This is a genomic window from Streptomyces tibetensis (genome assembly GCF_040647715.1).
Classification (GTDB): Bacteria; Actinomycetota; Actinomycetes; order Streptomycetales; family Streptomycetaceae; genus Streptomyces; species Streptomyces tibetensis_A.
The window spans coordinates 14,583-36,688 of sequence record NZ_JBEZCR010000018.1; the positions used below are offsets into that span (position 1 = coordinate 14,583).

Genomic DNA, 22,106 nt, shown 5'->3' on the forward strand with positions numbered 1-22,106 from the left:
GCCCATCCACGGAGAGGAAAGCCGATGATGCAGCAGGTATCGGCCACCGGCCCGGCTCCCGGGCGCCGCCCCGAGCTGGTCCCTGACCCGGATGTGGAGGCGGCCCGGATTGCAGCGGTGCGCCGCTACGACATCCTCGACACTCCGCCCGACGGGGCGTTCGACCGGGTGGCGGCGATGGCCGCCCGGCTTTTCGACGTGCCGGTGGCCACCGTCACGATCGTGGACACCGACCGCATCTGGTTCAAGGCCGCCCACGGCCTGGAGGGTGTCGCGGAGATCGGCCGTGATCCGGGCCTGTGCGGCTCGGCGATCCTGCGCGATGACACGATGGTCATCCCCGACACTCTTCAGGACCCCGTCGCGGCGGACAACCCGCTGGTCGCCGGGGAAATGGGGGTGCGCTTCTACGCCGCCGCACCGATCATCACCCCCAACGGGCACCGGCTGGGCACGGTAAACGTCCTCGACACCCGGCCGCGCTCGATCACCGAGGAGGACACCGCCACCCTCGCCGATCTCGCCGCGATCGTGCTGGACGAGATGGAGCTGCGGCTGTCGGCGCTGCGCGCACTGCGCGACGAGCAGGCCCGCCGGGAGGCGGAGCAGCGGCACGCCGAGGCGGAACGGGCGCGGGCCGAGGCGGAACGGGAGGCGCGGGAGAAGGCGGAGCGGGACAAGGCCGCCATCGCCGCGTTCGCCTCCACCCTGCAGCGCACCCTGCTGCCCCCGGCTCTTCCTGTGGTGCCGGGCCTGGAACTGGCCTGCCACTACCGCACCGCCTCCGCCCACGATGTGGGCGGTGACTTCTACGACGTCTTTCCCCTCGACGGTGACCGGTGGGCGTTCTTCCTCGGTGACGTGTGCGGCAAGGGCCCGGAGGCGGCGACCGTCACCGCCCTGGCCCGCCATACCCTGCGCACCGCGGCCCAGATCAACGCCGACCCCGTCACCGTGCTGAGCGCGCTCAACACCATGCTGCTCACCGACGTCACCGCCGGCCGCCGCTTCTGCACCGTCCTGTTCGGTCTCCTGGAACCTCGGGAGGACGGCGGTTTCACCGTCACTGTCGCCGCCGGCGGCCACCCGCCGGCCTACCACCTTCGCCCCGACGACAGCGGCGCCGTCTGGGTGCGGGCCGTACGTCCCAAGGGCGGGATGCTTGTCGGCGCCTTCCCGCAGGCGCTCTTCGTCCAGACCACGTTTTCCCTGACGGCCGGGGAAAGCCTGTTCCTCTACACCGACGGGCTGATCGAAGCCCGCACCACCGAGGGCGACATGCTCGGGGACGACGGCCTGACCGGCTTCCTCCACCAGCGCACCGGGCCCGTCACCGCCACCTCCCTGGTCGAGGACAGCATCAGCCTGCTGGCCTCGCTGCCCGACGGAGCCGGCGACGACGTGGCTCTGCTGGCCGTGTCCGTCCCCCACCCTCACACCACACCCCACGGCAGTGCCGCTGCCACCGCCCACACCGCCGCCGCGCCCGAACACTTCGGCCAGGAGTGATGACCGACGTGACCAACACGCTGCACCTGACCGTCCAGCACCCACGCCCCGACCTCGCAATCGCCACCGTCGCCGGCGACGTGGACCTGCACACCGCGGACACCCTGCGCCGCGAAGCCTCCAAGATCCTCGAGCGCGGATGTCCGCGCCTGATCCTGGACCTGTCATACGTCGGCTTCTGCGACTCCGCCGGTCTGAGCGCCCTCATCGGCCTCTGGCACGCCGCCCAGGCAGTGGGCGCTGCCCTCGGACTCGCCAACGTCCCTGACCGCCTGATGCGGATGCTCACCCTCACCGGCGTCGACGCAGTCCTGCCAGTCCACGCCACCGCCGCCGAAGCACTCACCACCATGACCGACAGCCCATCCACCAGTGCAGGCGAGCACGGCTCCATCACCCCAGTCTCCACGGACGCCGGGACCCGTGAGCCGACCGAGGTGGAGCGCCCGGCCTGCGACAGCGGTTTCCGGCCGAGAACCCCCGCAGACGGTTTGAAATGAAGTGGCGTTGCTGGTGCCCTGTTGCTTGGATGCCCGGCGTGACCTCTGCTGATTTTGACGGTCATCCCCAGCGGGCATTGCTGGACCGGCTTGAGGAGTACTACGACGCCATCCCGCGCCACGGCGCCCGAGTTGAGGACCACGGGCCGCTGACCCTGTTCGTGCGGAAGGGCAGGGCTGGCCGTTCTACGCACGTCCCGCACGGGGATGGAGCGGACCGCTGGAGGCCACCGACGTGCAGAAGGTCCGTGCCCGCCAGCGGGAGCTGGGGGTCCCGGAGCGTTTCGAAGGGGTCGCGGAGACCACGCCCACGCTGCGGGCAGCAATCGAGGAGTCGGGACTCGTGGTTCACGAACATCCGCTGATGGCACTCGATCCCGGTACTCCCGCAACTCCATTGGAGGAGTTGTCCGGCAACATATCCGTGCGAATCGTAGGCGCGGACGATCCGATACTGCCCAGCGCCCTGGCCGTTCCTCACGTCGCCTTCGCCGAGCCTGGAACCCGCTTCGGTCACGCGGGAGCACCACACCTGGCGGAAGCGATCGACGCCCGCGTCGCCGACGGATCGGTAAAACGCACGATCGTGCGTATCCGAGCAGGTCTGACGGCGGTCGCCGCAGCTGTCGAGCACGGATCAGCGCTGTCCGCAGGCCAACACCCATTACGCGCAGGAGTCAGCGAGATCGTCGGCGTCGGAACACTCCCCGCAGCTCGCCGTCGCGGTCTCGCACTCGCAGTCACCGCGGCACTGGTGGCCGACGCCCGATCGCGGGGTGCGGCAACCATCTTCCTGTCGGCAAGTGACGACGACGTAGCGAGGGTCTACGCCCGACTCGGCTTCCGCAAGATCGGTACGGCGCTGATCGCCGAACCCGCCGAATCTTCCCAGTTGCTCCAGGTCCCCATGTGCAGTGCACTCCCCCTTCGTGATGCGGTTGCGGCACCCCGCGCCGTCGGCGCCTTGGTCAGGGGCGCCGCCGGAGCGGATGCTGCGCTGTCCGGGCAGTGAGGTCTCCTCGGCAACGTGACGGTTGCGGTGTGTGACGGGGTGCGGGTGCCCGCTCGCGGCCTGGTTCTGCGGTGCCAGGGTGCGCAGGACGCAGAACTCGTTGCCCTCAGGGTCTGCCATGACCACCCAGTTTCGGTCTGAGCCCTGGCCCACATCCGTCTTGGTGGCGCCGAGGCCGAGCAATCTGGTCACCTCGTTCTCGGTGCTGGCGTCGATCGGGCTGACGTCGAGGTGAAGCCGGTTCTTCACGGTCTTGCCCTCGGGTACCTGGATGAACAGCAGGGTGGCTGGCATCTGGCGGGCCCGAACATCCTCGACGGTCGGCACCCAGGAGCCGATCTCGACCTTGCCCTCGCTCCGGTCGATCACCTTGAAGTCCAGGACCTCGCACCAGAAGGCCGCGAGCCTCTCCGGATCGTGGCAGTCAACGGCCAACTCGGTGAACCTACTTGTCATGACTCTCCCAGATAGCGCGGGACGGGGCTCAGAGTATTGGCTGGGCCACCCGTCCGGCTTCGCAGGCGCGGGCTGAACCAAAGCAGAGACGTGGCAGCCGCCCGATCGTTCTTGAGTCCCGCCCCCGGGAAACCGAGGCCGCCAGGGTTCCGGACGACGCGTCAGGGCAAGCGATCCCGCTCTGCCGCTTCGGCTGCGGTAAGCCCGCAAGCCTTCCAGGACCCGAAGGGCTGCCCGAGCACTTCTCGTGCCGCAGGAAGCATGAGGCGTGAACAGATCTCTGGTGGGCGGTTGTCCGGCGCCGGGGGACGGCCGCGGGGGCCAGCTAGCGTCAGGTTGCCTTGTAGGTGGTGGGGGCGGTGGGAGCCCCCACCGCCCCCCCACCACCGAGCAGGTCTGCTGGAACAGTCCCTGCTTCGTTCCCCTGGCGGGCGAAGGCCGGCCACCTCGGATCGCCGCGCTTGCCCTCGGTTGCGGGCAGCTCGTAGGCGCGTACCTGCTCGTAGGTCAGCAGCACCCGCTCGGTGTGGCTCCAACAGCCCGTGCGCGCCATCCAGTCCCGCTCGATGTCCTCGCCCGAGCAGTCGAAATCGCCGACCATTCTCCGGGGCTTCACGAGCGTGCGGTTGGTATTCACGCAGCTCAGGGGCGGTCGATATGACCGTATCTGACGCAACAGAATGGTGCACGGATTCGCTGAATGGCTTCAGCCAAGCCGGTCAGCCGGTCGATGGGAGCCTGCCGTTCGGCCGGCTCTCGCTCAATTCCCTGTCGGAGGACGTCCATGTCGCGGCGGGCCTCGATCGCCTCGCGCACGATCGCAGCCAGGACGTTGGGAGCCAGCGCCTCGGCCCGGGTGGTGGTGGAGCCGGAGAACGAGCGGCAATCGGTGACGCTCGGCAGGGGCGGTGGGCAGCTGGTAGGTCTCGACATGCTCGGGGGGGACGGCAGTGACGGAACATCAACACCGTGGGCAGTGAAGACCTTGGCCCGTAGACGCGAGAAACATCAACGCGCTAGGTAGTTTGACGCGCGAGAAAATTTTCATTGTCGACTGCGTGTCACCTGGCCACTACCAAAGGGGATAGGTGGCACAGACCGCTACCGTCCCGGCACAGGCCGAAGCGACGAAGACCGTCCGACAGTTCTACGCGGAGATCCGCGTCGGGAACCTGCACGTCGATCAGACCCTCGACCCTGCTCGCCTGTTTGGCACCAACACCGCCGAGGACGCCGGGCCGTCCACGCAACGGAAGAAGGACACCGCGTGGACGGCGCGGCTGATGAAGATGTGGGCCCCCTTCGCGCTGCTCCCGGCGATCGTCTCCCTCCGGGAGGACGGCCAGTACTACCTTCCCGATGGCCGGCACTCCACACAGGTGGCGGTCGAGAAGGAGGGCCCGGACCTCCTCCGGGACTGCATGGTCTACGAGAGCCTCTCCGACGAGCAGCAGGCGAAGTTGTTCCTCGCGGCGAACCGCGACCACAAGGCCGTAAAGCCGTAAAGCCGTTCGACATCTTCCGCGTCCCGAACACCGCCGGCGACCCGCGCCACACCCGTATCCCCGCCGAGGTTGAGAGCTGCAATCTCGGCATCTCGGGCAGCACTTCGGCGAACAAGATCGGCGCCGTCCAGACGCTCACCTCCATCGCGGTGATGGACGAGAAACACGCCGCCCGAGCAGCGCGGGGACTTCGGTTTGCTGCGGGTGGTCGACGTGCTTCTCACCGGTTTCCGTACGGAGGGAGGCGACGCGAAGCGGGCATCATCGCGAGGACGGCGCTCATGCCTGTTCATTGATGAGGCCGGCGCAGTGGCCCAGGTTCCGCTCGATCTCCTCAAGACCCATCTCGGCGATGGCCTTTCCGAGCTGCGGCACACGCGCCTGGAACCCCGGCCAGTTGACCGATTCCGCGAACTCCGCCCAGGACGCACGCAGATCGGCCACCGGCGGCAGAGTCGACCGGTTGATCTGTGTCTTGGCACCCAGGACGGACTGCTTGTCGAACGAGGCGATACGCGCTGCCACGCCATTCACCAGGTCGTCGAGTTCGGCGCCGGCGACGGCCCGGGTCACCCACCCGTACCGCTCGGCCGTATCGGCGTCGAAGTCCTGGCTGGTGAGGATCGCTTCGAGAGCCCGGTCCCGCCCCAGCAGCCGGGCCAGACGGTCGCTGCCGCCACCGCCGGGGACAATGCCGATCGCGACCTCGGGTTGGCAGAAGAACGCCTCCTCACGGCTGGCGTAGCGCAGGTCGAAGGCCAGGGTGATCTCCTCCCCGCCGCCCCGCGTGCGCCCGCGGATGGAAGCGATGCTGACGAACGGGGCACTGGTCAGGCTCGTTACCAGGTCGACCCACGTCGGCGTCCCGTCGGCGCTGTTCAGCGCCAGGAGTTCGGGCACCTGGCCGAGATCGGCGTGGTTGAAGAAGTATCCGGGCGTGCCGCTGTCGAAAACGACGACCTGAACCTGCTCGTCCCGGCTCAGCTCGCCGACGACGTCGACCAGTTGAATCACGGTGTCCGCGCCGACGACGTTCACCGGCGGATTCGAGAAGGTGACCTTGCGGATCTTCGGCGCCACTGTCTCGATACTGAACATGCTGTGCTGCGTCATGGTGTGCTCCAATGCTGATCCTCTGAAAGTGCTGAGGGGACGAATGGGTGAAGGGGAGAATCAGGGGGGCGTTGTCAAGGTGTTCCGGAGGCTGTCGTCGGCGGCCTTTTGTGACAGGGCAGGGCGGCGCGGTGTACGTACGCCGGCGGGACGTTCGGCCACACCACCCGACTGCGCTCGACGGCGGAGAACCGCGCGGCCAGTTCGGCGGCGCACCGTCGGACCGGCGGTGTCCACGCCGCGTGCACGTACGCAAAGGTGCTGAACCTGCCGCTCGTGGCGAGTGAGCCGACCGCCGCGTCGAGGATCCGGCGTTGCCGCTCGTGCGGCGTGACGGTCCACGGCAGACCGGACACGATGACGTCGACCCGATTCGGGACGAGCGTCGCCAGGTCCTCGGCGCAATCCTGGACCACCTCGACGGCGCTGCCCTGGTATCGGTCCGCGAGCCGGCGGGCGAACACCGGGTTCAGTTCGACCGCCACCAGCCGCGCCCCCGGAGCCGGCCGCCGCAGGATGGCCCCGGTGATCGCGCCGGTGCCGGGCCCCAGCTCCACGACGACTTCGGCGTGGTCCAGGCCGAGTCCGGAGATCATGGCCTGAGCGAGGGTGGAGGAACTGGGAGCGACCCCGCACCGGTGAGTCGGGGGCGGCGAAGGAACTCCCCCATGATCGACATGCCCCGAACCTAGGCATCGGCTGTCTCGTCGGGCGTCCTCCCCAGCGTCCGGCCGTGTCATCCACCAGGACGAACCAGCCCGCTTCGTAGGCCACGACGACCGCTTGTATGCGGTCACGGATGTGCAGTCTGGTGAGGATCCGGGCTACATGGGTCATGACCGTGGTCTCGCCGAGGAACAGCCTCTCGGCGATCTCCACGTTGCTCAGCCCGCGGCCGACCAGACCCAGTACCTCCCGCTCGCGGTCGGTCAGTGTGTCCAGGCGTGCATCGGTGAGCGGAGCGACGGCGCCTGTGACGTACCGGTCGATGAGCCGCCGCGCCACCGACCGGCGATCATCGTGTCGCCGCGCAGCACACCGCGGACGGCGACGAGCATCCCGGCGGCCGAGGCGTCCTTGACGAGGAATCCACTCGCTCCGGCACGCAGCGCCGCGTACGCGTACTCGTCGCGGTCACAGGCACTGAGCACCAGTACGTGTGTCCCGGACAGCTCGGCGCGCACCTGCGCGGTCGCCGAGATGCCGTCCAGACACGGCATCCGCACCCCCATGACGACGAGGCCCGGGCGCAGCGCGAGTGCCTGCACCACAGCCGTCTCGCCGTCCCCGACCTCGCCGACGACCGTGAGGTCCGCCTGGCTGTCGACCACCCCGCGCAGGCCGGCCCGCATCAACTCCTGGGCGTCACAGATCAGTACGCCGGCCTCTGTCATGGCGCCCCGCCCCCTGACACGGCCCCCCGCTCCCGCGCACCGGTCGGCCTGCGTGCGGACACCGGATGGTCGGGGGTGCGGGCATCGGCGTAGACGGCCGTGCCCGGGCCGAGCGGCTCGAGGGCAGGTGTCGGGCCGAGGCCTCGGTCGACTTCGGTGATGAAAACGGAGCTGGTGGACAGGCCCATCAAATCCTCCTGATGCAATGGGGCGTGAGAGGCGTACTGGCCTGACCGAACGGCCCGCCGCTCTTCTGTGCGGACCGGACGCGTGTGCCGGGGGTCAGGTGATCCGGTCAGTTGTGTGGGCGGCCTCAGGAGGTCGGCTTCGCATGCGCGTCGCCGGTCGGACGGCGTTCTTCGAGCGCGGCCAGCACGACGACGATCGCCGCGGCGATGACCACCGCAAGGTACACCGTGGCCGCCAGCGTGAGCATGCCTGCGACGACCAGACAGGACAGGGCGAGCAGCCGTGACCAGTACAGGCCGTCGAACAGGCCGGCCCCGTGCCAGGACTGCGTAGCGATGAAGAGGCCAGGCCCCCCGCCGAACAGCAGCAGGTTCGTGATGAGGCCGGCATGCTCCATGGGGTGTGCGATGACGCGTTCATCGGCCACAGCGGCCGCGATCAACCCGGTGACCGAGGCCATGAGGCTGATGACGCCGCTGCGCCCGGCCCGCATCGCGTCCTCCGTCCACTCGTAGTGGCGCCCCACACGTTCGCAGCTACCGAAGAACAGCCAGAACAACGCGATCGTGCCGGTGAACGCCACGCCGGCGGTCAGGAGGGTCACCGGCTTGTGCGGCGCCGCAGTGAGTGCGGTGCCGGTGGTCATCACCGTCTCACCCAACGCGATGATCATGAACAGGCGGCCGCGTTCCAGCAGATACCCACCGGCCAAGCCGACCTGCCGGGACTGAAGCCTGCGACCGGGCAGGGGATACACCGTCCAATCACCCGCCAACCCGACCAGGGCCGCCACCACCCACCACGCCAACCCCGCACCGCCACATACCACCGCGCCGGTCAGCCACAGGGGTACGGCCGTGATGAACCAGATCAGTACGCGAACGAAGTGCTCCTGATTGACCTCATCGAGGCCCACCCTGAGCAGCCATACCGTCCGGCCGATGTGAATCAGCAGGAAGGTGGCGACGAAGACCCACCCGGCGTCGTTGAAGGCGCGTGGGATCGCGGCGTTCATGAACAGCCCGACGAGCATGACCGCCAGCAGCATCCGCCGGGTTCGCGGGTCCTTCGGCCGGGACCAGGGTGACCGCCCAGGTGGTGTACGCCCACGCCGCGTAGACCGCGAGGTAGAGCACGAGCGTCTGGGCCGCGCCGGTCCACGTCGGGTGCGCCAGCAACTGATGCGACAGCTGCCCGATCGCGAAGACGTAGACCAGGTCGAAGAACAACTCCAGCGGCGTGACCTCCCGGCGCGCCTGATTATTGGTCAACTGCACGGGGTCTCCTCGGTTGCACGGTTCCAGGGCGATGTCTGACAGTTGCCAGCCGGCCGCCGGCGGAACCGCTTACGGAAACGTCGTCCGGGGACGCGGACCTGGACCTTGACCATGACCGGGGGCGTTGCGATTTCCGGGCTGTCGGGCTTGGGACGAATGGTCAGTCGGCGAGGAAGGCCGTCACCTGGGCGGCGAAGTCCTTGGCACGCTGGAAGAGGAAGGCGTGACCGGCGTCGCTGTAGGCGACGAGGGTGGCGTGGGGAAGGTGCTGTACGGCGGTGTAAGCCGCCAGCGCGGGGATCATCACGTCCTGCATGCCGGTCGCGTACAGGACGGGCTGCTGGATGCTCTCCAGGTCCGCTCGCACCTGCTCGAAGGGGATCGCCGCGTCTTTCCCGATCGCGGTGATCTGACCCGTGGCCGCCGCCTCGGACACCTCGGGGACCCCGGTGGCCAGCCGGGTGGCCACCCTGGCGAGGTGGGCGTGCCCGGCGGCGCGCCCGGTGTCCGTCTCGGGGAAGAACAGGTACACCAGGTCGTCCCCCGTGACCTGGGGCTTGGTCATGGTGGCGCGCACCTTCGGGTTCGGGTCCGGGGCGCCGGGCACCGTGCCGCCGGGGTTGGCGGCGGCCACGACCAGCCTGCGGACCAGGTCGGGCCGGGTGCGGGTGATGTGCTGGGCGACGGTGCCGCCCAGCGTCCAGCCGAGCAGGTCGACCTGCTTGAGGCCGAGGGCTTCGATGAACTCGACTGCGCCGTCGGCGAGTCCCGCGAGGGAGTCGCGCGGGGTGCCGGTGGTGTAACCGGTGCCGACGTTGTCGAACACGATCACGTCGTGCTCGGCCGCGAGGCGGTCCAGCAGTTCCGGGTCCCACCAGTCGAGGGTTCCCCGGACCCGGTTCAGAAGGATGAGCGGGGTACTGCCGGTCGGGCCGAGGCGCCGGTAGGTGAACGTCGCGGAAGGACCTTCGACGGTGAGGTCTTCGGCTGCGTCTGCCAGGTATGTGCTCATGGCGAGCTTCGCTTTCCTGTCGCTGTCGTCAGGTGGTGGCTGTGTGGGTGGTGGGGGGCGTCAGGCGGCGGGCAGGCGGTTGAGCTTGCGCAGCTGCTGGTCGAACATGCGGGTGGGGACGATGCGCCGCATGGTGCGGACGCGTCCGGTGATGGCGCCGGCGGTGTAGCGCAGCTTGGGCTTGGCGTCGGTCGCGGCGGCGACGATCTCCTTGGCGACGACGGTGGGGGCGTCGCCGTCCTTGACCGCACCGGCCATGTACTCCTCGAAGACGTGGCGCTGGTGGGCGTAGACGTCCAGGGGCCGGTCGGGACGCACGCTGGCCGCGTCGAACGCGGTGTTGGTCCAGGCGGGTTCGACGAGCAGGACCCGCACGCCGTACTCGCGGACCTCGTGGTCGACGGACTCCGAGTAGCCCTCGACGGCGTGCTTGGAGGCGGCGTAGGCCGCCATGTAGGGCTGCGGCATGAACCCGACGATGGACGAGATGTTGATGATGCGTCCGCTGCGCGCCGCGCGCATGTACGGCAGGACGGCGTTCGTCATGCGGATGACGCCGAAGACGTTGATGTCGAACAGGCCCTGCGCCTGCGCGACGGAGCTTTCCTCGGCGGCGCCCGCCGAACCGATGCCCGCGTTGTTGACCAGGACGTCGATCCGCCCGAACCGGTCCATGACCTCTGCGACCGCGGCGGTCACTGAGGTGTCGCTGGTCACGTCGAGGTCGAGGAAGGTCACGCCCTTGAGGGCGCTGACGTGCGCGGTGTTGCGGCTGGTGCCGACCACCTCGTAGCCCGCCGCGGCCAGCGCGAGGGCGGCCGCCTTCCCGATGCCGGAGGAAGCACCCGTCACGAGGGCTACCGGCCGTGTTGTCGTCATCCTGAACTCCTGATTCCGGGACCGGGGCAACCCCCGATCGGTATCATCAACGTATCAGTTAATTCAGAAGAAGCAACAAGGGAGCATCAATTAATGAGCGAGCCGTAGCGTTCACGTATCCTCTGCAGAGGGTCAAGACGTGAGCCGACGAGACAGGAGACAGACATGGGCCGAGCACTGCGGGCAGATGCCGAGCGCAGTGTGCGCGCGATCCTGGAGGCGGCCGAGCGAGTCCTCGCCCAGGACGCCAATGCTTCGATGGAGCAGATCGCCGAGGCCGCGGGGCTGACCAGGATCACGGTGCACCGGCGGTTCGCGAACAGGCAGGCACTCCTGGAGGCGCTCGCCGTATCCGCGAAGCAGCAACTCATCGACGCCATCGAGGATGCCCGCCCCGACGCCGCTCCCGCCCTCGTCGCCCTGTACCGGGTGACCGCGAACGTGCTGCGGGTCAAAAGCGCCTGGCGCTTCACCCTCAGCCACGCCACGGCTCACACCGAAGCCGCCGCCGCCCTCTGGGCCGAGATCAACGCCCACACCGTCAAGCTCTTGACCCGGGCACAGCACGAGGGACTCCTCGCCCCGGACACGGATCTCGACTGGACGGGGCAGGTGTACTACGCCCTGATGAGCGAAGCTCTCAACAGGCCCGGCGCCGACCAGGACCCGACCGCCCAGGATCCGGACACGCTGGCCACACTCGTCATCGACACACTGCTGCATGGCGCCGGACCACGCGACTGAGTCTGACTGCCTGACCGAGTGAGTTCGACGCCCCCACTCATCGTTGTTTCGATGTTCCTCAGCCGGGCCGTGGGTCGTGCCAGGTATCCGTGCGGCGTCGTCGGCGCAGAACGTCGCCGAGCGGCACTTCGTCGACCTGCTGCTGGACCACTCCCGGGGCCTCGCGGAGGAGGTCGCCCCTGGCCAGGTGCGCGCACAGACGAGACGCTCGGAGTATGCCCTCGTCGTCAGCTCTGTCCGCCCTCGCATCGGCCGGATCCACACGTGCGGGTGAGGTGCCGCCTGCGATGCATGAGGCGTTCTGCGACTTCACCAGCGTCACGGTGTAGAGCGAAAAGCCGAGCGTGATGGCGATGTGTCGGTGAGCACCGTCTGACGGCTCGCGGAGGTGCGCAGGTCAACCAGGGGCCGGGGTGCGCAGTTCCAGCGATGGTGAGTGCTGCGTCTATGAGCCGTGTCGCCTGATGTACGTCACCGACTCTGTGGTGAGTCGGTAAGGGCCCGGCTCGACGTGACGTACCAGACCGTCAAGGGCACCGGCAGCGAGGAGCGCGCAGATCGCCTCGGCACCGCGCCGCCTTCTCATAACCACCTGATCCGGCGGACTCTTGGCCTCCGCACATGAGTCCAATTATTCGAAAGTGGCCCTGTCCGGGCATCGGTGCATCCGCTGGGGTGGACATGTTCCCGCCCACGGAACTGCTTCCGCTGCTACTGAAAGGCCCCAGATGCTCATGCGGCGCTCACGTCCGTTTGCACAGGTCGACGTGTTCTCCTCGACTCCCTATCTCGGCAACCCGGTAGCGGTTGTGCTCGACGCGGCCAACCTGGACGATCAGGCGATGCAGCGCGTTGCCCGCTGGACGAACCTGTCGGAGACGACCTTTGTGCTGCCGCCTTTGGCCCCGGAGGCGGACTACCGGCTGCGGATCTTCACCCCCGGTGGCGAGCTTCCGTTCGCCGGCCATCCCACCCTCGGCTGTGCCCATGCCTGGCTTGAGCACGGCGGAACCCCCCGACTGGAAGACCGGATCGTGCAGGAGTGCGAGGCCGGACTTGTCGAAGTGCGTCGTGGCGAGGACATCTTGTCGTTCGCGGCCCCGCCCACCCGGCGCACCGGTGAGCTGGAGAAGGAGTACCTGGACCAGGTCGTGGCGGCGTTCGGCATCGACCGCGACCAGGTGCTCGGCCACCAGTGGGTCGACAACGGCCCCGGCTGGGCGGTCGTCCGGCTCGCCACCGCTCAGGAAGTGCTCGACCTGGAGTTCGACCTGTCGCAGATCCCGACCGCCATGGTGGGGGCGATCGGCGCGTACCCGCCAGGCTCGGAGCAGGCGTTCGAGCTACGCACCTTCGCCCCTGGCGTTGGAGTGGCCGAAGATCCGGTCTGCGGCAGCATGAATGCTTCGGTCGGCCAGTGGCTGACCAGCACAGGCGCGGTGCCCGCGAGCTACAAGGTCTCCCAGGGCGCGCGGCTCGGCCGGGCGGGAGAGATCACCATCACGGCCGACCCTGACGGGACTGTCTGGGTCGGCGGAACGACGACCACCTGCTTCCGTGGTACCGCCGCGCTGTGGCGATGAGAACCAGCACGAAAGCCTGGCGGCCGGTCACGAAGTCGGTCAGGAGAAACGCCCGCTCCTGGCGGCCCGCGCCGGATCGGACAAGGGGGCAGGAAGAAGCTGAGCGAGTTCCGCCGGTTCATCACCGGCACCGCCGCCCCGCACGCAGCCGCCCACCCGGACGACAGTGGGTCAAGCACATCATCGCCCAGCTCAACTCCATCGAATCCACCCTCGACCTCACGCCAGCTCCTGACCTGCGGCGGGACCGCCCCGCGGGGCGGTCCCGCCGCGCTCGAAGGCCCGCGTCATGCGCCGACGCCGCTATCCCTCGGACACCACGAACGCCGAATGGGCCCTGCTCGAATCGCTGCAGCCCGCCCCGGCCTGCGAGACCAGCAAGGCCGGCCGGCCGGAGAAGCATCCCCGCCGCGAGATCGTCGACGTGATTCGATACGTCGTCGATACGGGTTGCAAGTGGCGGGCCCTGCCTGCAAATTTCCCGCCCTGGCACACCGTTTGGGGGTTCATGGCCCGCTGGGCAGCGGCCGGATCGTCGGCCAGATCCGCGATCCTCTCGCTGGGCGGATCCGCCGCGACTTGGGCAAAGGACCCCGCGCGGTCGCGCCCTGGCGGCCGAGGTATGCGCCCTCTACCGCAGCTGCCCGCCGGGCTCAATGGTGCTGTCAATGGACGAGAAGACCGCGACGGCCGCCTGCTCGCGCAGGCAGCCCGGCCGGCCGCCGGGCCCGGGGCGGCGGCGGGAGTTCGAGTACATCCGCCACGGCATCGTCTCGGTCACCGTCGCGCTGGACGTGCACACGGGGTAGGTGGTCATGGAGGAGCTGAAGCGCAACGACTCCGCGCACTTCATCCGGTTCCTGGCCCGGCTTCAGCGGTGCATTCCAATCAGGCTGACGATCCAACTGATTCCGGACAACGGCTCCTCGCATACCTCCAAGGTCACCCGGGCTTGGTTGAAGCGGCATCCGCGGATCGTGCCGCACTACACCCCCAAGCACGCCTCCTGGCTGAACCAGGTGAAGATTTTCTTCTCCCCGCCGGCCCGCGCCGTCCTGCGTCACGGCGACTTCTCCTCCGGCACCGACCTGCTTGAGAAGGTCAGCGACTTCGCCATCGTCCACAACGAGACGGCCTGTCCGTTCCGTTGGAACTACGACGGTCGCCCCCGCCAGACCGGGGACGAGCCCGCCGCCGCGAAGGAAGAGTGCCGTGCCCGCTGACTCCGTCCTTCAGATCAACGTCACCCTGGGCCGACATCCGCCCGCCGATCTGGCGACGGCTGCAGGTCACGGCCGACTGCAAACTCTCACGTCTGCACCTGGTGATCCAGACCGCGATGGGCTGGGAGAACTATCCCCTGCACCTCTTCACCACCCCGGCCGGCGACTACGGGCTACGCGACAGCGAACCCGGTCACCGCGACGAGCGGAAGACCCCGCTGGATACGGTCACTCCCCCCGGCGGCGGCACGCAACTAGGGTACGACGTATGAGCCAGACCCCCGTCGACCCCGTCGCGCACAACCGCCTCGCCTGGGACCGCGAGGTGGAGGAGGGCAACGAGTGGTCACGCCCGGTCGGCCCCGAGGTGATCGCGAAGGCGCGGGCAGGCCAGTGGTCCATCGTCCTGATCGGGTACGAGCCGGTCGACCCGACCTGGTTCCCGCCGGAGATCGCCGGTCGCGACGTGCTCTGCCTCGCCTCCGGCGGCGGGCAGCAGGGCCCGGTGCTGGCCGCGGCGGGTGCGCGGGTGACCGTCTTCGACAACTCGCCCCGCCAGCTGGCGCAGGACGAGATGGTCGCGGCGCGGGAGGGGCTCGGCCTATGCACCGTGCTCGGCGACGCGCGCGACCTGAGCCCGTTCCCGGACGCCTCGTTCGACCTTGTCGTCCACCCGGTCTCCAACCTGTTCATCCCGGAGCTGGCGCCGGTCTGGCGTGAGTGCCACCGCGTGCTGCGCCCCGGCGGGACGCTGCTGTCCGGCTTCCTCAACCCGGACGTCTACCTGTTCGACGCCGAATCCTTGGAAGCGCGCGGCGAGCTGGTGGTGCGCCACCGCCTGCCCTACAGTGACCTCACCCATCTGGAGCCGGCTGAGCGGGAACGACTGTGGGGCCTCGACGCGCCGTTGGAGTACAGCCACACGCTCACCGAGCAGCTCGGCGGGCAGATCGCGGCGGGCTTCGCCATCACCGGCTTCGCCGAGGCGCCGCACCACTCGCAGGTTACCGCCGGCTGGCTCTCCGGCTACTTCGCCACGAAAGCGGTCAAGGCTGGCGCCGGTCACTGACCCTCCACCGGCCGGGCCAGGCCTGCAGGCAGGCCGACGGGCGGCTGGGTCAGGCGGGCAACGACCCTGCTGATACACAAACCGGGAACATCCCGGCCTCGGCAACCTCGCGTCGCTCATCGTGCTGACAACCGCGGGGCAGCCGCACCACGCACGACCGCCTCGACATCGACGCCATCAACAAACACCTCACTGCCCGATAACCATCGGCGGAACTTGTACGGTGCAGCACTAGTAACGCTTCGTTAGGTTGTGGGCTGTCTGTGGCTGCTCCGGGGGCGGGGCAGGGGGCGTCCGCAGGTGGTGCAGGTACCGGTCCAGCACCTCAGCAGGTCCTGAAGAACGTCGAGGACCTGATAGAAAGTCAGGCCGGTGTGCGGAATTTTGGGTCGACCCTCCGGACAGCGAGGAACGCCTGGGCGGCGGTGACGAGGGCGACGTGGTGGAGCCAGCCGCGCCACGTGCGGCCCTCGAAGTGGTCCAGCCCCAGACCATGCTTGAGTCCGCGGTAATCGTGCTCGATCCACCAGCGCATCGTGGCCCACCGCACCAGGCCAGCGGCCGGTGTGGTGGCCGGCAGGTTCGATATCCAGCAGTCCGTCGGAGCGTCCTGGCCGTTAGGCCACTCGACGAGGAGTGTCCTCGGACATGACTCCGCCCCGGCATAGCGTCTGCACCCTCACCGCGCCCTTCCGACTCAGCTGGCACCGATCATTCAGCCGGCCCTGATGGCCCACCGGCATCTCACCCGCTACCAGCGCCGCGGTGTCGGGCGGTCGGCAGGGCGCATACTCAGTGATCGTCGCACCAGCGGGTATGCGGTGGCGTGCGGCGATCGATTCGACAGACAGGCTGAAAGGACATGGGGGATATGAGCGAGGCGAGTGGGCCGGTGATGCCGGAGACGGTGGACAGTCCCGCGCTGCGTGCACAGCCGACCGGTGCGGCGGCGCGGTGGCTGTTGCGGCACCGGGTGCAGCCGGTGGGGCCGGCGGCGGGTGAGAGTCATGCCGAGCCGCATGCCTGGTGGAAGGTGATGTGCCTGACCGGCGTGGACTACTTCTCCAGCCTGGCCTACGTCCCGGCGATCGCAGCCCTCGCGGCGGGGGCCGTATCGCCCTTGGCGACGTTGCTGATTGTTGCGCTGACACTGCTGGGGATGCTGCCGATGTACCGCCGGGTGGCCAGGCAGAGCCCTAACGGGGCGGGGTCGGTGGCGATGCTCGAGGATCTGCTGCCGTTCTGGTGGGGCAAGCTGTTCGTGCTCGTCCTGCTCGGCTTCGTGGCCACCTCGTGGATCATCACCATCACCCTGTCCACCGCGGACGCCTCCGTCCATGTGGTGGAGAACCCCTTCTTCCCCGCCGCCCTGCACGGCCATGAAGTCGCCCTGACGGTGGTGCTGCTGCTGATCCTCGGCGGCGTCTTCCTGCTGGGCTTCAGAGAAGCGGTCAAGGTGGCCATCCCCCTGGTGGCTGTCTTCCTCGCCCTCAACGCCGTCGTCATCGGCGTCGGCGTGACCCACGTGCTCACCGATGCCGGCGCCTGGTCTGCGTGGACCGGCTCCCTGACGGATCTCGGCGGCTTCGGCGACCTCGCGGGCCCCGCACTGCTGGCCTTCCCTCTGCTGGTGCTGGGCCTGTCCGGCTTCGAAACCGGTGTGAGCATGATGCCGTTGGTGGCGGCCGACGGCGCCAACGACGAACAGCGCCTGCAGGCCCGCATCCGCAACACCCGCAAGCTGCTCACCACCGCAGCGCTCATCATGAGCGTCTACCTGCTGGCCGCCAGCTTCGTCACCACCGTCCTCATCCCCGAGGACGAGTTCAAGGCCGGAGGCGCCGCCAACGGACGTGCCCTGGCCTGGCTCGCGCACGAGCACGTCGGCGAGGTCTTCGGAACCGTCTACGACATCAGCACCATCCTCATCCTGTGGTTCGCCGGCGCATCCGCCATGGCGGGACTCATCAACATCGTGCCCCGCTACCTGCCCGACTACGGCATGGCCCCCGAGTGGGGACGCGCGGTACGCCCGGTCGTCCTCGTCTACACCGCCCTGTGCATCATCATCACCGTCGCCTTCGACGCCGACGTCGACAAGCAGGCCGGCGCCTACGCCACCGGCATCCTGGCGATGATGGTCTCCGGCGCCTTCGCCGTCACCGTCTTCGTCGCCCGCAACCGGCGGCGCGCGGCCACCGCCGGCTTCGCCGCGCTCACGGCAGTGCTGCTCTACGCGCTGATCGCCAACATCGTCGACAAGCCCGATGGCATCGCCATCTCCGGCTTCTTCATCCTCGGCATCATCACCGTGTCGCTCATCTCCCGGATCTCCCGCACCACCGAACTGCGCGCCGACCGCCTCGTCTTCGACGAAGCCGCCCGCCAGTTCATCACCGACACCCTCGCCCACGACCAGTCCATCAACATCATCGCCAACCGCCGCCAGGCCGGCGACAAGGCCGAGTACAGCGCCAAAGAACGCGAGCAGCGCGGCACCAACCCGGTACCGGGCCTCGCGGATGTGCTCTTCCTGGAGATCGATGTCGTCGACCCGTCCGACTTCAGCGAAACCCTCACCGTCCACGGCGTCGAAGTCGACGGCTACCGCATCCTGCGCGCCCAGGCCCCGGCCGCACCCAACGCCATCGCCGCCATCCTGCTCGCCCTGCGCGACGCCACCGGTGTGCGGCCCCACTGCTACTTCGCCTGGGCCGAAGGCAGCCCTTTGAAGCACATGTTCCGCTACTTCCTCCTCGGCCGCGGCGACACCGCCCCCGTCACCCGCGAAATCATCCGCAGCAACGAACCCGACCCCGACCGCCGCCCCGGCATCCACGTCGGTGGCTGAAGCCGCGCCACCCCGGCCGCATGCACGAAGTGAAGCGATCGAAAAGAAGCTGGCACGATGGCGAGGCGCTCGAGGCCCGACCGCGGTATCCGACGGGTGCAGTACGTCCTGTTCGTGCTGATGGCCGCCCTGGGAACCGCCGGGTTCGTCACTGCATCGATGTGGCTGTGGGGGCTCGCCGCCTGGGCACTGATCACAGCCGGTTTGATCGAATGATCTACCGACCGTGAGTCCTCTTCAATGGCGCTGCCGCCCGGCTGCCCAGACCGGGCCGGGATCCCGGACCAACGTGTGGGGGGGCAACTCCGCCCAGGGCATCCACCGCTACACGAACGACGACCAGAACCCCTGGGGGGAACATCCCCGGAGGCCTCTCCGACATCGGCGCAGCCGCCGACGACACCGATCGAGCGGTGTTCCAGTACGGCCACACGTCAGGCGGTGTCGTGCCTACCAAGGCCGGTGAGCAGGTGCTGCCCGGCCCCGCACGCACACCCGGGTCTTGCTGCTCAGCGGCTGGGTGCTGCCGACGGGCCGGCATTCTTTGGGACCGGTGACTGCGGGAAAAGACGCTCTTCGAGAGCGGTCACTCCGAACAGCGGAGCCCACATCGCCACGGGCATGTTTGCTTATGCCGAGCCCGCATTTGACGCAGCGCTGCTCTGCCCAAGTCTGCCGCGCGCGGAAGAACACGCAGTGCCTTACGGTGTGCTGTAAGTGATCATTGGGGTTGGACGGGACGTAGGGAGATTGTGCAGCACGAGCTGGTGGACATTGAGCCCTGCACCGACAACTGCGCCCGCATCCTGGCCGCGGGCGAGCACATCGTCCTCATGGTCAGTCCTGGCAATCCGTACCTCTCCGTCTCCCGCCTGGCGATCCTGTTCCAGTGGGCCGCCCAGGAGATCAAGCACGTCGACATCGTGGTGTCCGACCTGCAGATGACCGAGGCCACCTACCTCGCCCGCGGACTCCCGGGCAGCGAGGCCCGCAAGAAGGCCCGGGCGGATGTCCGTCAGATGGCCTCGCGTATCCGACGCGCCCGACAAGCAGCGGGGGATCCCGATCTGCGGGTGAGCGAGTTCGAGGACTGGACGGACAACCCGGAATACCGCCGGGCGTGCGCCTACGTCCAGCACGCCATGCAGGACCCCGCCTACCGTGCGCTGTGCCGACAAGGCACCCGGGACGCAGCCAAAGCAAGGATGCCTGCCGGCTGGGAGCCTACAGAACAGCACATCACCACCGGACTGATCCACAGCATGAAAGCGCTGCCCTTCGCCATCAACGCCGTAGGGATCTTCGGCGCGTCACAAACAGTCACCGCCTACAGCAAACCGGCAGCACAATTCACCCACTTCTTCAACGAAGACTCCGCATTCCGGGCCTTTCCCGGCCAGGGATACATCGGCCTGCGCGCCCGCGAACAAGAAGCGAAAAGTCCCTCAGGCGCAAAACAACACAAGGCGCACATCCCTACGAACTGAACCCACCGGCCCAAGTGCCGGCAAACGGCAAGGCGGTACCGGGCACCACCCACTGGGGGGAGGGACGCCGACCGGAAGGCTCGTGGCGGTGAAGCCAAGGATAGGCACTGAACAATGTCTGCGGGGCCGGACCGCTCCGGTGGCCGCTCGTTCCTGCAAGAGCCTGAGCCTTCGAGTCCGGCCCCGCGGATCTCACCGCTGAGGAGTCCGCTCAGCCGGTCCGTGTCGGTGGGGCCAGTGGCCGCCCTGAAATGACTCCAAGCAGCGCACCCCTCGTCGCCGGTCTCGGTCTCGCCGTCGTGCTGGCCGGCACCGGCCCGGTCCACTTCGCCCGCAGGCGCCGTACGGCTACTCAGAACTGACGGTCAGGCAGTGCAGCACCTGCCCAAGGAGCGGGCCGCTCGCGGTATGTCGCGGGCGGCCCACGTAGGAGAGCACGGTTTCCTGCACGGTGAGCTCACGGGCGAGCCGGTCCAGGTTCGGAGCCAGGATCCCGTCCGCTTTGCCCTCGGCGATCCACTCCACGGCCTCCATGAGCCCGGGGCGCTCGTCGAGCAGCGTCGTCCCCGACTTTCCGGCCTTGCCGTCCCCGTCCGTGACCATGTGCACGATCCGCACGCGGGGGGCTGGGCCTTGGCCCACTTCCGGCAGTCGGTTTCCTGGGCGGGGAGGCCGTAGCCGTCGACTGCCTGGTCGGCGGTGGAGACACAACACACGAACACGAGACGGAGAGCACGGTTGTGAGGAGTGGTCGCGACTGAGCCGCCCGCTTCACCCAGCTGGCGATCGTGGCGATGGTGCCCACATCCATCATCTGGCCGGCCCACTGCACGATCCGCTCGTCGTAGGCCCCGAACTCCACCCCGGCCTCCGCGAGCACCTCGCGGAGCGCTGCCTCCCGGTCGGTGCGGAACTGCTCGGGCGAAGGCTCCCGGTCGATGTGTCCGGCGGGCAGGTCGTTGGGTCGGTCGTCGTTCACGGTCTCCCCTCGAATCACGGCGGCCGACCGGCTCCGTCTTGTACGTGGGTGTTCTGCATCATTGCGGCCCCCCACTCGTCTTCGTCAGGCGTCCTGGTCTTCCGGAAATCGCGAGGGATCTCCAGGAGTTCGGTCAGTGCGGCCTCTGCGGCCGCAGCCGGGCGCGCCCGCTGCCCGGTTCGCGCGGTGCGCTCTTGTGCCCTCTGGGTCCAGCGTGCTGACCAGATGGAAAGCGCGCCACCGGTAGCCGTTCCGACAACTCCTGCGACCGCACCGATCCACACGGAGGTACTCATAGGGACCATCGTCGTGAAGCGCCGGGGTGCTGCGGGAAGAGGCCAGCTCCCGGCTTCACAAATGTGCGGGTAGCAACGGTAGCCGCACCACCGTGCGGGTGGGTGCGCACCGAGTCCATCCGTGCGCGCCACGAGGCGCACCACGTCCATCCGGTGCGCATCCACTCGGTGGGCGTGCGCACCCCCACGTTGTCCACTTCATCCAGTGGCTCCACTCGGTGAAGTGGACGCTGAGCACGGTGTCGTCCACTCCCGGCCGGTGGACTCCACTCAGTGGAGTGGAGTCGGACACCGTTGGTGCGCATCACCTCCTCATCGGGTGGGTGGCTTTGTCCGCGAGATTCACCCACGAAGCCAGACGAGCGGGGCGTGGACAGCAAGTCCCGCTCCAAGTTGCGCGTCGGATTCGCGCGGGCGCGCCGGGCGCCCGCTGGCCGTGAGGTGAACACCAGTGACGAAACGGAGCCCAGTTCCCGCAAGAGCAGTGTAGAAACCAGGCAGAACAGCCGCGTGTTCTTCGAATTACCGGGCACCAGGAGCGACGGAGGTTGATAACTATGGTTCCCCTGCTTCTCGTCCTGCTTCTGGCTCTGATCCTTTTCGGCGCGGGATTCGCGCTGAAGGCACTGTGGTGGATCGCCGTCATCGTGCTGGTCGTCTGGCTGCTGGGCTTCGTGCTGCGCAGTGCGGACACAGGCGGCCGCAAGGGCCGCTGGTATCGCTGGTAGCCCACCACACAGCAGCCAGCCTGTGGGGCCCGGGCACACCCGGGCCCCACAGGCCTGTTGAGTCTCAGGGCATCCCCCGTGGCAAACGGTGTAACCAACACCTTCCCGGGCACACGGCCTCATAGCTGGGGCCCGGTGAAGCAGCGGAACCTGCACCTCCAGTCACCGGACCCCAGCCACACCCGACACCCCGCACGGCCTGGCCCTGGCATCGGCGAGCCGACCCGCGTCACGCGCCGGCTTCCTCCACCGGAGTGAAGAGGCGGGCAAAGCCGCCCGGCCAGCCCGTTGCAGCCCGTA

The 22,106-nt window shown here is 68.4% G+C and carries 23 protein-coding genes and 6 pseudogenes; 17 read left to right on the forward strand and 12 right to left on the reverse strand.

Annotated elements, in window-relative coordinates; translation table 11 throughout:
• Positions 1-24 precede the first annotated feature (24 nt).
• The 3 genes from AB0B29_RS34710 to AB0B29_RS34720 all read left to right on the forward strand — a co-directional run bounded on the left by AB0B29_RS34710 (position 25) and on the right by AB0B29_RS34720 (position 3,021).
• Positions 25-1,509, forward strand: a complete 1,485-nt coding sequence (locus tag AB0B29_RS34710; RefSeq protein ID WP_362246211.1) for a PP2C family protein-serine/threonine phosphatase — start codon at positions 25-27, stop codon at positions 1,507-1,509.
• The gene (locus AB0B29_RS34715) at positions 1,509-2,009 is read left to right on the forward strand and encodes an STAS domain-containing protein (RefSeq protein ID WP_362246213.1); all 501 of its coding nucleotides are present in this window, start codon (positions 1,509-1,511) and stop codon (positions 2,007-2,009) included. The genes AB0B29_RS34710 and AB0B29_RS34715 overlap by 1 nt, the downstream gene beginning before the upstream one ends.
• A gap of 364 nt (positions 2,010-2,373) precedes the next feature.
• Complete coding sequence (locus AB0B29_RS34720; RefSeq protein ID WP_362246374.1) at positions 2,374-3,021, forward strand: GNAT family N-acetyltransferase; 648 nt, start codon at positions 2,374-2,376, stop codon at positions 3,019-3,021.
• A 69-nt stretch (positions 3,022-3,090) separates the two neighbouring features.
• Here the strand turns inward: AB0B29_RS34720 and AB0B29_RS34725 are convergent.
• Positions 3,091-3,477 (reverse strand): annotated as a pseudogene (locus AB0B29_RS34725) (VOC family protein); the annotation flags it as partial.
• A 331-nt stretch (positions 3,478-3,808) separates the two neighbouring features.
• On the reverse strand, positions 3,809-4,114 hold the full coding sequence (locus AB0B29_RS34730; RefSeq protein WP_362246215.1) for a hypothetical protein: 306 nt from the start codon (positions 4,112-4,114) through the stop codon (positions 3,809-3,811).
• A 451-nt stretch (positions 4,115-4,565) separates the two neighbouring features.
• Here AB0B29_RS34730 and AB0B29_RS34735 point away from each other — a divergent pair, with 451 nt between their 5' ends.
• Positions 4,566-4,982: a hypothetical protein gene (locus AB0B29_RS34735; protein WP_362246217.1), complete on the forward strand. Its 417-nt coding sequence runs from the start codon at positions 4,566-4,568 to the stop codon at positions 4,980-4,982.
• Between the two features lie 279 nt (positions 4,983-5,261).
• Here the strand turns inward: AB0B29_RS34735 and AB0B29_RS34740 are convergent, their stop codons facing one another.
• The 8 genes and pseudogenes from AB0B29_RS34740 to AB0B29_RS34775 all read right to left on the reverse strand — a co-directional run bounded on the left by AB0B29_RS34740 (position 5,262) and on the right by AB0B29_RS34775 (position 10,846).
• Positions 5,262-6,107 carry an enoyl-CoA hydratase/isomerase family protein gene (locus AB0B29_RS34740; RefSeq protein WP_362246219.1) on the reverse strand — a complete coding sequence of 282 codons (846 nt, stop codon included), beginning with the start codon at positions 6,105-6,107 and terminating at the stop codon, positions 5,262-5,264.
• A 62-nt stretch (positions 6,108-6,169) separates the two neighbouring features.
• The gene (locus AB0B29_RS34745) at positions 6,170-6,691 is read right to left on the reverse strand and encodes a class I SAM-dependent methyltransferase (RefSeq protein WP_362246221.1); all 522 of its coding nucleotides are present in this window, start codon (positions 6,689-6,691) and stop codon (positions 6,170-6,172) included.
• Between the two features lie 232 nt (positions 6,692-6,923).
• Positions 6,924-7,100: pseudogene (locus AB0B29_RS34750) on the reverse strand (helix-turn-helix domain-containing protein); the annotation flags it as partial.
• Positions 7,025-7,489 carry a response regulator gene (locus AB0B29_RS34755; RefSeq protein ID WP_362246223.1) on the reverse strand — a complete coding sequence of 155 codons (465 nt, stop codon included), beginning with the start codon at positions 7,487-7,489 and terminating at the stop codon, positions 7,025-7,027. The gene AB0B29_RS34755 and the pseudogene AB0B29_RS34750, both read right to left, overlap by 76 nt.
• Positions 7,490-7,802: 313 nt before the next feature.
• Positions 7,803-8,726: a low temperature requirement protein A gene (locus AB0B29_RS34760; RefSeq protein ID WP_362246225.1), complete on the reverse strand. Its 924-nt coding sequence runs from the start codon at positions 8,724-8,726 to the stop codon at positions 7,803-7,805.
• 85 nt (positions 8,727-8,811) lie between these two features.
• A pseudogene (locus tag AB0B29_RS34765) lies at positions 8,812-8,955 on the reverse strand (low temperature requirement protein A); the annotation flags it as partial.
• 160 nt (positions 8,956-9,115) lie between these two features.
• Entirely contained in the window at positions 9,116-9,967 is an 852-nt protein-coding gene (locus tag AB0B29_RS34770; RefSeq protein ID WP_362246227.1) for an alpha/beta fold hydrolase, read from the reverse strand.
• A 60-nt stretch (positions 9,968-10,027) separates the two neighbouring features.
• Positions 10,028-10,846: an oxidoreductase gene (locus AB0B29_RS34775; RefSeq protein ID WP_362246229.1), complete on the reverse strand. Its 819-nt coding sequence runs from the start codon at positions 10,844-10,846 to the stop codon at positions 10,028-10,030.
• A 165-nt stretch (positions 10,847-11,011) separates the two neighbouring features.
• On the opposite strand from AB0B29_RS34775, the gene AB0B29_RS34780 reads away from it, so the two are divergent.
• From AB0B29_RS34780 to AB0B29_RS34820, 9 genes and pseudogenes are all read left to right on the forward strand, one after another.
• Positions 11,012-11,590 carry a TetR/AcrR family transcriptional regulator gene (locus AB0B29_RS34780; protein WP_362246231.1) on the forward strand — a complete coding sequence of 193 codons (579 nt, stop codon included), beginning with the start codon at positions 11,012-11,014 and terminating at the stop codon, positions 11,588-11,590.
• Positions 11,591-11,666: 76 nt separating this feature from the next.
• Complete coding sequence (locus AB0B29_RS34785; RefSeq protein ID WP_362246233.1) at positions 11,667-11,864, forward strand: hypothetical protein; 198 nt, start codon at positions 11,667-11,669, stop codon at positions 11,862-11,864.
• 460 nt (positions 11,865-12,324) lie between these two features.
• A complete protein-coding gene (locus AB0B29_RS34790) occupies positions 12,325-13,173 on the forward strand; it encodes a PhzF family phenazine biosynthesis protein (RefSeq protein ID WP_436845957.1) in 849 nt (282 codons plus the stop codon).
• A gap of 93 nt (positions 13,174-13,266) precedes the next feature.
• Positions 13,267-13,394 (forward strand): annotated as a pseudogene (locus AB0B29_RS34795) (RacP protein); the annotation flags it as partial.
• Positions 13,395-13,462: 68 nt separating this feature from the next.
• A pseudogene (locus AB0B29_RS34800) lies at positions 13,463-13,779 on the forward strand (transposase); the annotation flags it as partial.
• Positions 13,780-13,841: 62 nt separating this feature from the next.
• Positions 13,842-13,982 (forward strand): hypothetical protein, encoded by a 141-nt coding sequence (locus AB0B29_RS34805; protein ID WP_362246237.1) that lies wholly within the window; start codon positions 13,842-13,844, stop codon positions 13,980-13,982.
• 6 nt (positions 13,983-13,988) lie between these two features.
• Positions 13,989-14,396 carry a transposase gene (locus AB0B29_RS34810; RefSeq protein ID WP_362246239.1) on the forward strand — a complete coding sequence of 136 codons (408 nt, stop codon included), beginning with the start codon at positions 13,989-13,991 and terminating at the stop codon, positions 14,394-14,396.
• Positions 14,381-14,668, forward strand: coding sequence for a plasmid pRiA4b ORF-3 family protein (locus tag AB0B29_RS34815; protein ID WP_362246241.1), 288 nt, complete (start codon positions 14,381-14,383; stop codon positions 14,666-14,668). Before AB0B29_RS34810 ends, AB0B29_RS34815 begins: the two co-directional genes overlap by 16 nt.
• Positions 14,665-15,465, forward strand: coding sequence for a class I SAM-dependent methyltransferase (locus AB0B29_RS34820; RefSeq protein WP_362246243.1), 801 nt, complete (start codon positions 14,665-14,667; stop codon positions 15,463-15,465). The genes AB0B29_RS34815 and AB0B29_RS34820 overlap by 4 nt, the downstream gene beginning before the upstream one ends.
• Before the next feature lie 364 nt (positions 15,466-15,829).
• Here AB0B29_RS34820 and AB0B29_RS34825 read toward each other — a convergent pair.
• Positions 15,830-16,105, reverse strand: a pseudogene (locus tag AB0B29_RS34825) (IS701 family transposase); the annotation flags it as partial.
• 255 nt (positions 16,106-16,360) lie between these two features.
• Here AB0B29_RS34825 and AB0B29_RS34830 point away from each other — a divergent pair.
• The 3 genes from AB0B29_RS34830 (at position 16,361) to AB0B29_RS34840 (ending at position 19,803) form a co-directional block, all read left to right on the forward strand.
• The gene (locus tag AB0B29_RS34830; RefSeq protein ID WP_436845958.1) at positions 16,361-18,316 is read left to right on the forward strand and encodes an amino acid transporter; all 1,956 of its coding nucleotides are present in this window, start codon (positions 16,361-16,363) and stop codon (positions 18,314-18,316) included.
• Between the two features lie 57 nt (positions 18,317-18,373).
• On the forward strand, positions 18,374-18,532 hold the full coding sequence (locus AB0B29_RS34835) for a hypothetical protein (protein WP_362246247.1): 159 nt from the start codon (positions 18,374-18,376) through the stop codon (positions 18,530-18,532).
• A gap of 536 nt (positions 18,533-19,068) precedes the next feature.
• Positions 19,069-19,803: a tRNA-dependent cyclodipeptide synthase gene (locus AB0B29_RS34840; RefSeq protein WP_362246249.1), complete on the forward strand. Its 735-nt coding sequence runs from the start codon at positions 19,069-19,071 to the stop codon at positions 19,801-19,803.
• Between the two features lie 348 nt (positions 19,804-20,151).
• Here AB0B29_RS34840 and AB0B29_RS34845 read toward each other — a convergent pair whose 3' ends face one another.
• Positions 20,152-20,421: a recombinase family protein gene (locus tag AB0B29_RS34845; protein ID WP_362246251.1), complete on the reverse strand. Its 270-nt coding sequence runs from the start codon at positions 20,419-20,421 to the stop codon at positions 20,152-20,154.
• A 1,214-nt stretch (positions 20,422-21,635) separates the two neighbouring features.
• Here AB0B29_RS34845 and AB0B29_RS34850 point away from each other — a divergent pair.
• Positions 21,636-21,806 carry a hypothetical protein gene (locus tag AB0B29_RS34850; protein WP_031106884.1) on the forward strand — a complete coding sequence of 57 codons (171 nt, stop codon included), beginning with the start codon at positions 21,636-21,638 and terminating at the stop codon, positions 21,804-21,806.
• Positions 21,807-22,106 lie beyond the last annotated feature (300 nt).